The 11,722-nt window shown below is 47.2% G+C and carries 25 protein-coding genes; all 25 read left to right on the forward strand.

Annotation, left to right across the window (positions count from 1 at the left end):
* Positions 1-710, forward strand: a 710-nt coding sequence (rplB, locus tag RB298_RS00140) for a 50S ribosomal protein L2 (protein ID WP_486045157.1), incomplete at its 5' end; no start/stop codon positions are given.
* Between the two features lie 73 nt (positions 711-783).
* Positions 784-1,059 (forward strand): 30S ribosomal protein S19, encoded by a 276-nt coding sequence (gene rpsS, locus RB298_RS00145; RefSeq protein WP_006212917.1) that lies wholly within the window; start codon positions 784-786, stop codon positions 1,057-1,059.
* Between the two features lie 36 nt (positions 1,060-1,095).
* Complete coding sequence (rplV, locus tag RB298_RS00150; RefSeq protein WP_015737624.1) at positions 1,096-1,428, forward strand: 50S ribosomal protein L22; 333 nt, start codon at positions 1,096-1,098, stop codon at positions 1,426-1,428.
* A 13-nt stretch (positions 1,429-1,441) separates the two neighbouring features.
* Complete coding sequence (rpsC, locus tag RB298_RS00155) at positions 1,442-2,107, forward strand: 30S ribosomal protein S3 (protein ID WP_006212915.1); 666 nt, start codon at positions 1,442-1,444, stop codon at positions 2,105-2,107.
* 2 nt (positions 2,108-2,109) lie between these two features.
* Positions 2,110-2,544 (forward strand): 50S ribosomal protein L16, encoded by a 435-nt coding sequence (rplP, locus tag RB298_RS00160; RefSeq protein WP_009589221.1) that lies wholly within the window; start codon positions 2,110-2,112, stop codon positions 2,542-2,544.
* On the forward strand, positions 2,534-2,731 hold the full coding sequence (gene rpmC, locus RB298_RS00165) for a 50S ribosomal protein L29 (RefSeq protein ID WP_007132561.1): 198 nt from the start codon (positions 2,534-2,536) through the stop codon (positions 2,729-2,731). The genes rplP and rpmC overlap by 11 nt, the downstream gene beginning before the upstream one ends.
* 44 nt (positions 2,732-2,775) lie before the next feature.
* Positions 2,776-3,042, forward strand: a complete 267-nt coding sequence (gene rpsQ, locus RB298_RS00170; protein ID WP_009589223.1) for a 30S ribosomal protein S17 — start codon at positions 2,776-2,778, stop codon at positions 3,040-3,042.
* Between the two features lie 36 nt (positions 3,043-3,078).
* Entirely contained in the window at positions 3,079-3,447 is a 369-nt protein-coding gene (gene rplN / locus RB298_RS00175) for a 50S ribosomal protein L14 (RefSeq protein ID WP_006212911.1), read from the forward strand.
* 77 nt (positions 3,448-3,524) lie between these two features.
* The gene (rplX, locus tag RB298_RS00180; protein ID WP_006212910.1) at positions 3,525-3,881 is read left to right on the forward strand and encodes a 50S ribosomal protein L24; all 357 of its coding nucleotides are present in this window, start codon (positions 3,525-3,527) and stop codon (positions 3,879-3,881) included.
* Between the two features lie 28 nt (positions 3,882-3,909).
* The gene (rplE, locus tag RB298_RS00185; protein ID WP_007132558.1) at positions 3,910-4,452 is read left to right on the forward strand and encodes a 50S ribosomal protein L5; all 543 of its coding nucleotides are present in this window, start codon (positions 3,910-3,912) and stop codon (positions 4,450-4,452) included.
* Between the two features lie 46 nt (positions 4,453-4,498).
* Positions 4,499-4,684 (forward strand): type Z 30S ribosomal protein S14, encoded by a 186-nt coding sequence (locus RB298_RS00190; protein WP_013312154.1) that lies wholly within the window; start codon positions 4,499-4,501, stop codon positions 4,682-4,684.
* Between the two features lie 33 nt (positions 4,685-4,717).
* Positions 4,718-5,116, forward strand: a complete 399-nt coding sequence (gene rpsH / locus RB298_RS00195; RefSeq protein WP_006212908.1) for a 30S ribosomal protein S8 — start codon at positions 4,718-4,720, stop codon at positions 5,114-5,116.
* A gap of 29 nt (positions 5,117-5,145) precedes the next feature.
* Positions 5,146-5,688 carry a 50S ribosomal protein L6 gene (gene rplF, locus RB298_RS00200; protein ID WP_071221018.1) on the forward strand — a complete coding sequence of 181 codons (543 nt, stop codon included), beginning with the start codon at positions 5,146-5,148 and terminating at the stop codon, positions 5,686-5,688.
* A 112-nt stretch (positions 5,689-5,800) separates the two neighbouring features.
* Positions 5,801-6,169 (forward strand): 50S ribosomal protein L18, encoded by a 369-nt coding sequence (rplR, locus tag RB298_RS00205; RefSeq protein WP_009589217.1) that lies wholly within the window; start codon positions 5,801-5,803, stop codon positions 6,167-6,169.
* Positions 6,170-6,195: 26 nt separating this feature from the next.
* Positions 6,196-6,693, forward strand: a complete 498-nt coding sequence (gene rpsE, locus RB298_RS00210; RefSeq protein WP_009589212.1) for a 30S ribosomal protein S5 — start codon at positions 6,196-6,198, stop codon at positions 6,691-6,693.
* A gap of 12 nt (positions 6,694-6,705) precedes the next feature.
* Positions 6,706-6,891 carry a 50S ribosomal protein L30 gene (rpmD, locus tag RB298_RS00215; protein ID WP_006212904.1) on the forward strand — a complete coding sequence of 62 codons (186 nt, stop codon included), beginning with the start codon at positions 6,706-6,708 and terminating at the stop codon, positions 6,889-6,891.
* 46 nt (positions 6,892-6,937) lie between these two features.
* The gene (gene rplO / locus RB298_RS00220; protein ID WP_006212903.1) at positions 6,938-7,378 is read left to right on the forward strand and encodes a 50S ribosomal protein L15; all 441 of its coding nucleotides are present in this window, start codon (positions 6,938-6,940) and stop codon (positions 7,376-7,378) included.
* Positions 7,378-8,676, forward strand: coding sequence for a preprotein translocase subunit SecY (gene secY, locus RB298_RS00225; protein ID WP_009589213.1), 1,299 nt, complete (start codon positions 7,378-7,380; stop codon positions 8,674-8,676). Before rplO ends, secY begins: the two co-directional genes overlap by 1 nt.
* A gap of 89 nt (positions 8,677-8,765) precedes the next feature.
* Entirely contained in the window at positions 8,766-9,410 is a 645-nt protein-coding gene (locus RB298_RS00230; RefSeq protein ID WP_009589204.1) for an adenylate kinase, read from the forward strand.
* Between the two features lie 5 nt (positions 9,411-9,415).
* Positions 9,416-10,168 carry a type I methionyl aminopeptidase gene (gene map, locus RB298_RS00235; protein ID WP_015737621.1) on the forward strand — a complete coding sequence of 251 codons (753 nt, stop codon included), beginning with the start codon at positions 9,416-9,418 and terminating at the stop codon, positions 10,166-10,168.
* Positions 10,169-10,172: 4 nt separating this feature from the next.
* Positions 10,173-10,484 carry a KOW domain-containing RNA-binding protein gene (locus RB298_RS00240; protein WP_015737620.1) on the forward strand — a complete coding sequence of 104 codons (312 nt, stop codon included), beginning with the start codon at positions 10,173-10,175 and terminating at the stop codon, positions 10,482-10,484.
* Between the two features lie 2 nt (positions 10,485-10,486).
* Positions 10,487-10,702, forward strand: coding sequence for a translation initiation factor IF-1 (gene infA / locus RB298_RS00245; RefSeq protein WP_006212898.1), 216 nt, complete (start codon positions 10,487-10,489; stop codon positions 10,700-10,702).
* A 131-nt stretch (positions 10,703-10,833) separates the two neighbouring features.
* Positions 10,834-10,947, forward strand: coding sequence for a 50S ribosomal protein L36 (rpmJ, locus tag RB298_RS00250; protein ID WP_003333770.1), 114 nt, complete (start codon positions 10,834-10,836; stop codon positions 10,945-10,947).
* Positions 10,948-10,967: 20 nt separating this feature from the next.
* Positions 10,968-11,336, forward strand: coding sequence for a 30S ribosomal protein S13 (gene rpsM, locus RB298_RS00255; protein ID WP_006212897.1), 369 nt, complete (start codon positions 10,968-10,970; stop codon positions 11,334-11,336).
* 19 nt (positions 11,337-11,355) lie between these two features.
* A partial coding sequence (gene rpsK, locus RB298_RS00260; RefSeq protein WP_486045168.1) for a 30S ribosomal protein S11 occupies positions 11,356-11,722 on the forward strand: 367 nt, incomplete at its 3' end.

Consider the following 11,722-nt stretch of genomic DNA (forward strand, 5'->3'; position numbering starts at 1 on the left):
CTGCAGCTACCACCACATGCAAAATTCACATTAGTAACCAAGGCGCAGGGACAACACGTAATTACCGAATCTTCGACTTCAAACGGAATAATGTCGGCAGTCCACGTCGCTTTGCGACAAGTGATGACGACCCGAACCGTACTTGCAACATCGCTCTGATTCACTATGTAGATGGTGAAAAGCGTTATATCATCGCTCCTAAAGGTCTGAAAGTTGGAGACCAAGTAGTATCGGGAGTAGGTGCTGACATCAAGAGCGGTAACGCGCTTCCTATGGAAAACATTCCAGTAGGTACAGTTATCCACAACATCGAATTGAAACCAGGCAAAGGCGGACAATTGGTTCGTGCTGCTGGTACAGAAGCTCAGCTTCTCGGTAAAGAAGACAAGTACGTAACGGTTCGTCTTTCTTCCGGTGAAGTTCGTCGCATCCTGAAAGTTTGCCGTGCAACCATCGGTTCTGTGGGTAACCAAGACCATGAGTTGATCAAAATCGGTAAAGCAGGCCGCAGTCGCTGGCTCGGACAACGTCCTGAAGTACGCGGTGTCGTCATGAACCCTAACGATCACCCTCACGGTGGTGGTGAAGGCCGCGCTCCAATCGGACGTAAGTCTCCTATGTCTCCATGGGGTAAACCAACCCTTGGTGCTAAGACTCGTAAAAAAGGCAAAGCTTCTGACAAATATATCGTTCGCCGCCGCACGAAGTAATGCGCGCTTAAGTGCATAACTTCGTGTCAGGCCCGAAGGTAACGAGACAATTTGATGAAGGGAGGATTTCAATATGAGCCGTAGTTTGAAAAAAGGACCTTTTATTGACGGATATCTGCTCAAAAAAGTGGAGGATATGAACGCCGCAAGCAAAAAGGCTGTGATCAAAACCTGGTCCCGCCGCTCCACTATATTCCCGCAATTTATCGGTCACACGTTCGGTGTATACGATGGCCGTAAACATGTACCTGTATATGTAACTGAGGACATGGTAGGACACAAGTTGGGTGAGTTCGCTCCAACCCGTACTTACAAAGGTCATGAAGACGATAAGAAAACAAGAAGATAATTAACGAAGCTCTTTGTTTGAGAGGAGGTTAAACATATGGAAGCAAAAGCACATGCTAGATCGATTCGTATTGCTCCTCGTAAAGCTCAACTCGTTGTTGACTTGATCCGCGGTAAGCAAGTGGGCGAAGCGATCGCAATTCTTCGTCACACTCCGAAAGCTGCATCTCCGGTTGTTGAGAAGCTTTTGAACTCGGCTATCGCAAACGCTGAGCATAACTACTCTTTGGATGTAACTAAATTGGTTGTGACGCAAGCTTATGTCAACCAGGGACCGACTATGAAACGTTTCCGCCCTCGTGCGATGGGACGTGCAAGCCGGATCAATAAACGCACCAGCCACATTACTTTGGTGGTAGCTGAAAAATAAGGAGGGAAAACGTGTGGGCCAAAAGGTAAATCCAGTAGGACTCCGTATCGGTATTATCCGTGATTGGGAATCCAAATGGTATGCAGGCAAAGATTTCGGTGATCTTTTGCTGGAAGACGTGAAAATCCGTGAATACCTGAAAAATAAATTGAAAGACTCCGCTGTATCCCGTATCGAAATCGAGAGAGCGGCTAATCGTGTGAACGTGACGATCCACACTGCGAAGCCAGGTATGGTTATCGGTAAAGGTGGTTCCGAAGTAGAAGTACTGCGCGGACAAGTGACTAAAATCGCCGGCGGTAAAAAAGTTCACATCAACATTTCTGAAATCAAGAACCCTGAACTGGACGCAATTCTTGTTGCTGAAAGCATTGCACAACAGCTGGAACGTCGTGTATCTTTCCGTCGTGCACTGAAACAAGCGATTCAAAGAACTATGCGCTCTGGAGCGAAAGGGATTAAAACATCGGTCAGCGGACGTCTTGGCGGAGCCGAGATTGCTCGTACGGAAGGCTACAGTGAAGGAACTGTTCCACTTCATACGCTTCGTGCAGACATCGACTATGGTACAGCAGAAGCGCATACGACTTACGGCCGTATCGGCGTGAAAGTATGGATCTATCGTGGAGAGGTTCTTCCTACGGCTAAGAAACAAGCTGCTCAGGAAGGAGGCAACTAATCATGTTGGTACCAAAACGTGTAAAACACCGCAAACAACAGCGCGGCCATATGAGAGGCCAAGCGAAAGGCGGTACTGAACTGAACTTCGGCGAATTCGGTCTGCAAGCTACAGAACCAGGCTGGATCACGAACCGTCAGATCGAAGCTGCTCGTATCGCGATGACTCGTTACATCCGTCGTGGCGGTAAAGTATGGATCAAGATTTTCCCAGATAAGCCGATTACTCAAAAGCCTCTCGAAGTGCGGATGGGTAGCGGTAAAGGTAACGTTGAGAAATGGGTTGCCGTTGTAAAACCAGGCAAGATCATGTTTGAACTTGGAGGCGTGTCCGAGGAAATCGCCCGCGAAGCGATGCGTCTCGCCGCTCACAAGCTGCCTGTAAAAACGAAGTTTGTGAAACGAGAAGAAGTGGGTGGTGAAGCAAATGAAAGCTAATGAACTGCGCAACTTAACCACTGCAGAAATCGAGCAAAAAATCGCCGGATTTAAAGAGGAACTCTTTAACCTCCGTTTTCAATTGGCCACTGGCCAGCTTGATAACCCGACTCGGATCCGTGACGTTCGCAAAGAAATAGCTCGTGCTAAAACCGTTATCCGTGAAAGAGAACTTGGGATTAGTTAATGAAATGGAACGTCATGTTCTGTATTCAGGAAGGAGGCTAACAAATGAGCGAAGAACGCAATGCTCGTAAAGTGCAAATCGGTAAAGTTGTCAGCGATAAAATGGATAAAACCATTGTTGTAGCTGTTGAAACTTATAAGAAGCATGACTTGTATCACAAACGCATTAAATACACGAAAAAATTTAAAGCGCATGATGAGAACAATCAAGCTCAAATCGGAGATACCGTTAAAATCATGGAAACTCGCCCTCTCTCCAAAGACAAGCGCTGGAGACTGGTAGAAGTGGTTGAAAAAGCGGTTATCATCTAAGATATGATCAGTTTTTGATGGAAGGAGGAAATTTAAATGATTCAACCATTTACACGTTTAGCTGTTGCTGACAACTCCGGTGCGAAGGAACTGATGTGTATCCGCGTATTGGGTGGTACTGGTCGTCGTACAGCTCAAATCGGTGATTTGATCGTATGTTCCGTCAAACAAGCAACACCAGGCGGCGTTGTCAAAAAGGGTGATGTAGTAAGAGCGGTAGTCGTTCGTACGAAGCGTTCTGTACGTCGTAAAGACGGATCTTACATCTCATTTGACGAGAATGCAGCTGTTGTTGTTAAAGACGACAGAAGCCCACGCGGAACTCGTATTTTCGGACCAGTTGCTCGCGAACTTCGCGAAAGAGACTACATGAAAATCGTTTCCTTGGCTCCGGAAGTAATCTAATAACACCCCAAAAAGTGACGTAACTTTTCGGGAACCCGATAAATAGTTGAACTGGCTAGTCATAGGAGGTGTAACGAATGCCTAAAGTGAAAAAAGTTCTGGAATCCCATAGCAACAAACTGCACGTGAAAAAAGATGATACAGTTATCGTCATCAGCGGTAAAGACAAAGGCAAAAAAGGCCGTGTCATCGCAGCGTACCCTCGTGAAAATCGTGTTTTGGTTGAAGGTGTGAACATGATCAAGAAACACCAGAAGCCAAACCAAATGAACCCACAAGGCGGTATCATCGAGAAGGAAGCTCCGATCCATGTATCGAACGTTATGCACGTTGATCCGAAGAGCGGAAAAGTAACTCGTATCGGTTACAAAGTACTGGACAACGGTAAAAAAGTTCGCGTAGCTAAAAGATCCGGAGAAGTTATCGATAAATAAGACGGTTTAGAAAGGAGGTCCTTGAATCATGGCAGCAAGAATGAAAGAGCGTTTTTTGAACGAAGTAACTCCTGCTCTGATGCAGAAGTTTAGCTATAAGACAGTAATGCAAGTACCAAAAATCGAGAAGGTTGTCATCAACATGGGTGTGGGTGACGCTGTAGCCAACTCGAAAGTGCTTGATTCCGCTGTGAACGACATGCAGCTGATTGCTGGTCAAAAACCGGTTATCACCCGTGCAAAGAAATCCATCGCGGGATTCAAACTGCGTGAGAACATGCCAATCGGTGTGAAGGTAACGCTGCGCGGTGAGCGTATGTACTACTTCCTCGACAAGCTGTTCAACGTTACACTTCCACGTGTACGTGACTTCCAAGGCGTGTCCACCAAAGCATTTGACGGACGCGGTAACTATACGCTCGGTCTGAAAGAGCAGCTCATTTTCCCTGAAATTGAGTATGACAAAGTGGATAAGGTTCGCGGTATGGACATCGTTATCGTAACGACTGCTAAAACCGACGAAGAATCCCGTGAACTGCTTGCTCAACTGGGCATGCCTTTCGCGAAATAAGACGGTTGTCCTTTTCTCCGAAACTATTTAGGAGGTGTCAGGCTAAGTGGCAAAAACTTCGATGAAAGTTAAACAACAACGTACACCGAAATTCAAAGTACGGGCATATACCCGTTGTGAACGTTGTGGTCGCCCACATTCGGTACTGCAGAAGTTTAAAATTTGCAGAATTTGTTTCCGTGAATTAGCTTATAAAGGCCAGATTCCTGGCGTGAAAAAAGCAAGCTGGTAAGAAGTTTATAAACGGGAAGGAGGTTTATCCTACATGACTATGTCCGATCCAATTGCAGATATGCTAACTCGTATTCGTAACGCGAACACGGTTCGCCACGAAACAGTAGAAATGCCTGCTTCGACGATTAAAAAACAAATCGCTGACATCTTGAAGCGTGAAGGCTTCATCCGTGATGCAGAGTTTGTGGAAGACAATAAACAAGGGATCATTCGTGTATTCCTGAAATATGGTTCCAACAACGAGCGCGTAATCACAGGTCTGAAAAGAATCAGCAAACCAGGTCTTCGCGTTTACACGAAGAGCAACGAAGTACCTCGCGTACTTGGTGGTTTGGGTATTGCGATCATCTCCACGTCTAAGGGAGTTATGACCGACAAAGAAGCTCGTCAATCCAAAGCTGGCGGAGAAGTTCTCTGCTACGTATGGTAATCAACGTCACAAGATAGGAGGTGTAATGAATGTCCCGTATTGGTCGTAAACCAATTGCTATTCCTAACGGTGTGGAAGTCACACTGGATAACACTGTAATCACTGTAAAAGGACCTAAAGGTACCTTGACTCGTGAATTGCATAAAGACATGCAAATTACAGTAGAAAACAACGAGATCAATGTTGTTCGTCCTTCCGACAACAAAACACATCGCTCTCTTCACGGCACGACCCGCAGCGTTGTCTCGAATATGGTCAACGGTGTAACTGAAGGATTCTCGAAAAACCTTGAGTTGGTTGGTGTCGGATACCGTGCAAGCAAATCCGGAGATAAAATCGTTCTGAACGTGGGTTACTCCCACCCAGTTGAAATTACACCGGAGCCAGGTATTGAATTCGACGTACCGGCTAACACAAAAATCACGGTTCGCGGTATCGATAAAGAGCGCGTAGGTGCATACGCTGCTAAGATTCGTTCCGTACGTGAGCCTGAGCCTTACAAAGGTAAAGGGATTAAATACGAAGGTGAACGCATTATCCGTAAGGAAGGTAAAGCTGGTAAGAAGAAGTAAGGTTAGCTGACAGGGGATCTACCTGGTTGATAACTTGCCTCTTCTCCCATACTTACCCGATGCGTCTAAAAGTGAAGCTCTTAAGGCAAAACTGAAGGGAGGAAATGGAAGCATGATCACGAAACAAGACAAGAACAAAGCTCGTCTGAAAAGACACCTGCGTGTCCGTAAGAAAATCCAAGGCACTGCAGAACGTCCACGTCTGAACGTGTTCCGTTCTTCGAAACACATCTATGCTCAATTGATCGACGACGTGGCTGGCGTGACTTTGGCATCAGCTTCTACGCTGGACAAAGAACTGGTTAACGACATCAAGAACGGCGGAAGCGTTGAATCCGCTCGTAAAGTCGGCGAACTCGTTGCAAAACGTGCAGCAGACAAAGGTTATAAATCGATCGTATTCGATCGTGGTGGATATTTGTACCATGGACGTATTCAAGCACTTGCAGAGGCAGCTCGCGAGGCAGGCCTTGAATTCTAAGATATTTTCAAAAGGAGGTAAACGACTTGCGTGTAGATCCTAACACTTTAGAACTGACTGAAAGAGTAGTAAACATTAACCGCGTTGCTAAAGTTGTAAAAGGCGGACGTCGCTTTAGCTTTAGCGCACTGGTAGTTGTCGGTGATGGCAAAGGTTGGGTAGGAGCAGGTATCGGTAAAGCAGGCGAAGTACCGGATGCAATCCGCAAAGGTATTGAAGATGCTAAGAAAAACCTGATTCACATTCCACTTGTTGGAACCACTATTCCTCACCTCGTAACAGGACACTTCGGAGCAGGCCGCGTATTGTTGAAGCCGGCATCTGAAGGTACTGGGGTTATCGCTGGCGGACCGGTTCGTGCAGTACTCGAGCTGGCTGGCGTAGGCGACATTTTGACAAAATCTCTAGGTTCTTCGAACTCCATGAACATGGTCAATGCGACTTTGGAAGGCTTGTCCCGCCTGAAGCGTGTTGAAGATGTTGCCAAGCTTCGCGGCAAATCCGTCGAAGAGCTGTTGGGTTAAGGAGGGAATCTCATGGCTAAACTTGAAATCACCCTCGTACGCAGCGTGATTGGTCGTCCAGAGGATCAGCGTGCAACCGTGAAAACACTCGGACTTCGCAAAATCAACCATTCCGTGGTTCAAAGCGACAATGCTGCAATTCGCGGAATGATCAAGAAAGTAAATCACCTGGTTTCTGTTAAAGAAATCGAAGGTTAATCCCGGGCAGTTTATCCCCGGACATATTAAGGAGGTGCAACGAACGATGAAGTTACATGAGCTGAGCCCAGCACCTGGATCCCGCAAAGAGCGCAAGCGCGTTGGACGCGGTACTAGTAGCGGTACGGGTAAAACGTCGGGTCGCGGTCACAAAGGACAAAACTCTCGTTCCGGCGGTGGTGTACGTCCAGGCTTCGAAGGTGGACAGAACCCATTGTATCGTCGTCTTCCGAAGCGCGGTTTCGTAAACCCAACTCGGAAAGAGTACGCGATTGTGAACATCGAAGAACTTAACAGCTTTGCAGCAGGTACTGAAGTGACTCCAGAAGTTTTGGTTGAGAGCGGTATTGTTAACAATACAAAGAGCGGAATCAAAATTCTTGGCAACGGTGAAGTTACCGTTTCTTTGACTGTAAAAGCTAATAAGTTTTCTCAATCTGCGGTAGAGAAGATCGAGGCTGCCGGCGGTAAAACCGAGGTGATCTAATGTTTAAGACCCTGAAAAATATATGGCGTGTCGAGGACCTTCGCAAGCGTATTTTGTTCACCTTATTCGTTCTGATCATCTTCCGTATCGGATCCTTTGTACCGGTTCCCGGTGTTAACAAGGATGTCTTTACCCAGACGAATCAGGCAGGCAATGAGTTGTTCGGTCTTCTTAACACGTTCTCGGGGGGCGCGTTATCGCAGTTTTCGATCTTCGCCCTTTCGATATTTCCATATATTACTTCGTCCATTATCGTGCAATTGCTGTCGATGGACGTCATTCCAAAGTTCGCGGAATGGAACAAACAAGGGGAACACGGGAAGAAGCAGTTGGCTCAAATTACTCGTTATGGTACGGTAATACTGGGTCTGATTCAGGCGTTCGGTATGTCCATCGGGTTTAACCGCCTGTATGGCGCCGAAATGGTTCCTGGAGCAACCTTTATCGACTTCGTCGTGATCGCGATCGTTCTTACTGCAGGTACATCATTCTTGATGTGGCTCGGCGAACAGATTACGGAACGCGGAATCGGTAACGGTATTTCGATCATTATCTTTGCAGGTATCGCTGCTGGTATTCCGATGCACATTCGGACAACGATTGAATCGAACTTCATTCAGGATGGTCAGGTCTTCATGAACATTCTGAAGGGTGTCATCATCCTCTTGATTTTGGTTCTGATCATTACCGGTGTTGTATTCATTCAGCAAGGTATCCGTAAAATTCCGGTTCAATACGCGAAGCGTGTTGTAGGAAACAAAATGTACGGTGGACAGAACACACACATTCCGCTCAAGATTAACGGAGCAGGCGTTATTCCGGTCATCTTTGCGATGTCATTGCTGCAGTTCCCGGTTATCCTGGCCAGCTTCTGGGCACACCAGAATTGGGCGAAATGGATTACGGCGAACCTGGCTTATGACAGCCCGCTTGGAATGGTACTGTATGTACTCATGATCATTGGTTTCACGTTCTTCTACACCTTCGTGCAGATGAATCCGAACCAAATGGCTGATAATATGAAGAAGAACGGCGGCTATGTGCCGGGCATTCGTCCTGGTAAAGCTACCGAGAAGTATCTGACACGGGTTATGACCCGTTTGACCATGACAGGAGCTCTGTTCCTGGCCGTGATCTCCGTACTTCCGGTGTTCTTTGGATCACTTGCAGGTCTTCCTCGTACGGTTCAGATTGGTGGTACGTCCCTCTTGATCGTCGTCGGTGTTGCACTGGATACGATGAAGCAGATCGAAAGCCAACTGATCAAACGTCATTACAAAGGTTTTATCAATAAATAGGCGATAGGTTCCGGCGAGTGGTCTGTATCGCTTCCCGGCGCCTATTGTGTTGTTCTTGCTAGTCAATCAAGGGGAGGGAGTGACGTAAGGTGAACATCTTATTCATGGGTCCTCCTGGGGCAGGAAAAGGAACGCAAGCAGAAAACATCGTGAATGAATTCGGTATTCCTCATATTTCAACGGGCGATGCATTTCGTCTCGCGATCAAACAAGGAACTCCCATCGGGATTAAAGCGAAGGAATTCATGGATCAGGGTCTGCTGGTACCGGATGACGTAACGATTGGTATTGTGGAAGAGCGTCTGCAGCAGTCCGATTGCGAAAAAGGTTTTTTATTGGACGGCTTTCCAAGAACCCTTTCGCAAGCGGAAGCGCTGGATGACATTCTCGCCCGCTTGAATACTGGTCTCGATCACGTCATCAACCTGAAAGTGGATCGAGAGAAGCTTCTGGCCCGCCTAACCGGCCGCCGGATTTGCAAAAACTGCGGTTCGACTTATCATGTGATCTTTAATCCTCCTAAACAGGAAGGCATTTGTGATAAATGCGGCGGCGAATTGTACCAGCGCTCCGATGATAACGAAGAGAGCGTCGGCATTCGTTTAGACGAATATATCAACAAAACAGCACCACTCCTCACGTTTTATGAGAACAAAGGTCTTTTGCGTCAAATCGATGGTGATCAGGAAATCGACGCGGTTTCATCACAAATTGCGTCTATACTGAGAGGTTAAGTATAATGATCATTTGTAAATCCGAAACGGAACTGAGCTTGATGAGAGAAGCAGGAAGGATCGTGGCGGAATGCCACAAACTCCTTGCCGCTCATGTTGAACCGGGCATTACGACCGGGGAACTGGACCTGATGGCCGACAAGTTCATTCGAAGCCAAGGCGCTGTGCCATCTTTTAAAGGCTACAACGGATTTCCTTCCAGCATTTGCGCATCAGTCAACGAAGAATTGGTGCATGGATTTCCAGGCAAACGCAAATTGATCGAGGGCGATATCGTTACGTTTGATATCGGCGCGCAATACCAGGGTTACCATGGTGACTCGGCATGGACCTACGCTGTAGGAGAAATTTCCGAAGAGGCCCAGCGTTTGCTGGACGTTACGGAAGGATCGCTCTATGCTGGACTTGCGCTAGTCAAACCCGATGTCCGCTTGTTTACAATCTCTCATGCCATTCAGCGTCATATCGAGGATGCAGGTTTCTCTGTCGTCCGGGAGTACGTTGGTCATGGCGTGGGTACCGATCTGCATGAGGATCCGCAAATTCCGAACTATGGCATTCCTGACCGCGGACCAAGACTCAAACCGGGCATGGTGCTCGCGATTGAGCCGATGGTCAATGCCGGGAAACGGCATGTCAAGACGCTGGAAGACAACTGGACGGTTGTTACGGTTGACGGCTCACTATGTGCTCACTTCGAGCATACGGTAGCAGTCACGCCGGATGGCATGGAAATTTTGACGAAGCTGCCGGAATAGGGTGATGACATTGAATCATGAAATCACGCTTCAACCCGGTCAGATTGTTAAGATACTGAAGGGCAGAGATGCCGGACAGTATGCCGTTATCGTTTCGATTGAGGACAGCAGGTTCGTGTGGATCGCGGATGGGGACAAACGCAAGTTTGACGGGGCCAAGAAGAAGAATGTTCTTCATCTTGAACCTCAATCCTACATTAGCAGTGAAGTGGTAAACAGTTTGCAAGAAAGCGGTCGGGTTACAAACGGTAAACTGCGTTTCGCACTTGGCCAATTTGTATCCGATAAATCCAAGGCAGATCAGAAAGGAGACTAACTGTGGCTAAAGAAGATGTCATTGAAGTCGAAGGAACGGTCATCGAGCCGTTGCCGAATGCTACCTTTAAAGTCGAGCTGGAGAATGGTCACCAGATTCTCGCTCATGTTTCCGGAAAGCTGCGGATGCACTTTATCCGTATCCTTACAGGAGACAAAGTGGTTGTTCAACTCTCGCCGTACGATTTAACCAAAGGTCGTATCACGTACCGTAAATAGATTCAAGGTTCCCCCGGGGAATCAAGGAAAGCTGCGAAGCGGTTTTACTGACGTAAAACTCAGCAGCGGTAACAAACTACTTTAGTTTCGAAGCTGGTTTTACAACGTAAAACTTGGAGGAGGTAATTAGCATGAAGGTAAGACCTTCTGTAAAGCCTATTTGCGAAAAATGCAAAGTCATTCGCCGCAAAGGGAACGTAATGGTTATCTGTGAAAATCCGAAACACAAACAAAAACAAGGTTAAAGAAGGGGGTGTAGCGTAAAATGGCTCGTATAGCTGGTGTGGATTTGCCACGTGACAAACGCGTTGAGATCGCCTTGACTTACATTTTCGGAATCGGTAAAACGACTTCCCAGAAAGTATTGAAAGAAACTGGAATCAATGCAGACACTCGTGTCCGTGATTTGACAGAAGATGAAGTCAGCAAATTGCGCGAAACGATCGATGGTATGGTTAAGGTAGAAGGTGACCTGCGTCGTGAAATTTCCTTAAATATTAAACGTCTCACGGAGATCGGCTGCTACCGCGGTATTCGTCACCGTCGTGGATTGCCTGTTCGTGGTCAACGTACTAAAACGAATGCTCGTACACGTAAAGGTCCTCGTCGTACCGTAGCGAACAAGAAGAAATAAGAAAGGGGGATAATAGACAATGGCTAAACCAAAAAAAGTCGTACGTACTAAACGTCGTGACCGCAAAAATATTGAAAGTGGCGTGGCTCATATCCGCTCCACGTTCAACAATACAATCGTAACGATTACGGATCCTCACGGAAACGCGATTTCTTGGGCAAGCTCCGGCGGCCTTGGATTTAAAGATTCCCGTAAGTCGACCCCGTTCGCTGCGCAAATGGCTGCTGAAACAGCTGCCAAAGCGGCTATGGCACCCGGTAGGAACACGGTGGAAGTCAAGGTTCAAGGTCCAGGTTGTGGGCGGGAAGCAGCAGTTCGTTCCCTGCAAGGAGGAGGTCCCGAAGTGAACCTTGCCACAGAAGTAACGCACATTCCAACAAACGGGA

This window comes from Priestia sp. BR_2 (assembly GCF_041954005.1).
GTDB lineage: Bacteria > Bacillota > Bacilli > Paenibacillales > Paenibacillaceae > Paenibacillus_AQ > Paenibacillus_AQ lautus_A.

Coding starts and splice junctions, on each gene's coding strand:
- rpsS (WP_006212917.1), top strand. CDS start 784: ATGAGCCGTAGTTTGAAAAAAGGACCTTTTATTGACGGATATCTGCTC.
- rplV (WP_015737624.1), top strand. CDS start 1,096: ATGGAAGCAAAAGCACATGCTAGATCGATTCGTATTGCTCCTCGTAAA.
- rplP (WP_009589221.1), top strand. CDS start 2,110: ATGTTGGTACCAAAACGTGTAAAACACCGCAAACAACAGCGCGGCCAT.
- rpmC (WP_007132561.1), top strand. CDS start 2,534: ATGAAAGCTAATGAACTGCGCAACTTAACCACTGCAGAAATCGAGCAA.
- rpsQ (WP_009589223.1), top strand. CDS start 2,776: ATGAGCGAAGAACGCAATGCTCGTAAAGTGCAAATCGGTAAAGTTGTC.
- rplN (WP_006212911.1), top strand. CDS start 3,079: ATGATTCAACCATTTACACGTTTAGCTGTTGCTGACAACTCCGGTGCG.
- rplX (WP_006212910.1), top strand. CDS start 3,525: ATGCCTAAAGTGAAAAAAGTTCTGGAATCCCATAGCAACAAACTGCAC.
- rplE (WP_007132558.1), top strand. CDS start 3,910: ATGGCAGCAAGAATGAAAGAGCGTTTTTTGAACGAAGTAACTCCTGCT.
- rpsH (WP_006212908.1), top strand. CDS start 4,718: ATGACTATGTCCGATCCAATTGCAGATATGCTAACTCGTATTCGTAAC.
- rplF (WP_071221018.1), top strand. CDS start 5,146: ATGTCCCGTATTGGTCGTAAACCAATTGCTATTCCTAACGGTGTGGAA.
- rplR (WP_009589217.1), top strand. CDS start 5,801: ATGATCACGAAACAAGACAAGAACAAAGCTCGTCTGAAAAGACACCTG.
- rpmD (WP_006212904.1), top strand. CDS start 6,706: ATGGCTAAACTTGAAATCACCCTCGTACGCAGCGTGATTGGTCGTCCA.
- rplO (WP_006212903.1), top strand. CDS start 6,938: ATGAAGTTACATGAGCTGAGCCCAGCACCTGGATCCCGCAAAGAGCGC.
- secY (WP_009589213.1), top strand. CDS start 7,378: ATGTTTAAGACCCTGAAAAATATATGGCGTGTCGAGGACCTTCGCAAG.
- map (WP_015737621.1), top strand. CDS start 9,416: ATGATCATTTGTAAATCCGAAACGGAACTGAGCTTGATGAGAGAAGCA.
- RB298_RS00240 (WP_015737620.1), top strand. CDS start 10,173: ATGACATTGAATCATGAAATCACGCTTCAACCCGGTCAGATTGTTAAG.
- rpmJ (WP_003333770.1), top strand. CDS start 10,834: ATGAAGGTAAGACCTTCTGTAAAGCCTATTTGCGAAAAATGCAAAGTC.
- rpsM (WP_006212897.1), top strand. CDS start 10,968: ATGGCTCGTATAGCTGGTGTGGATTTGCCACGTGACAAACGCGTTGAG.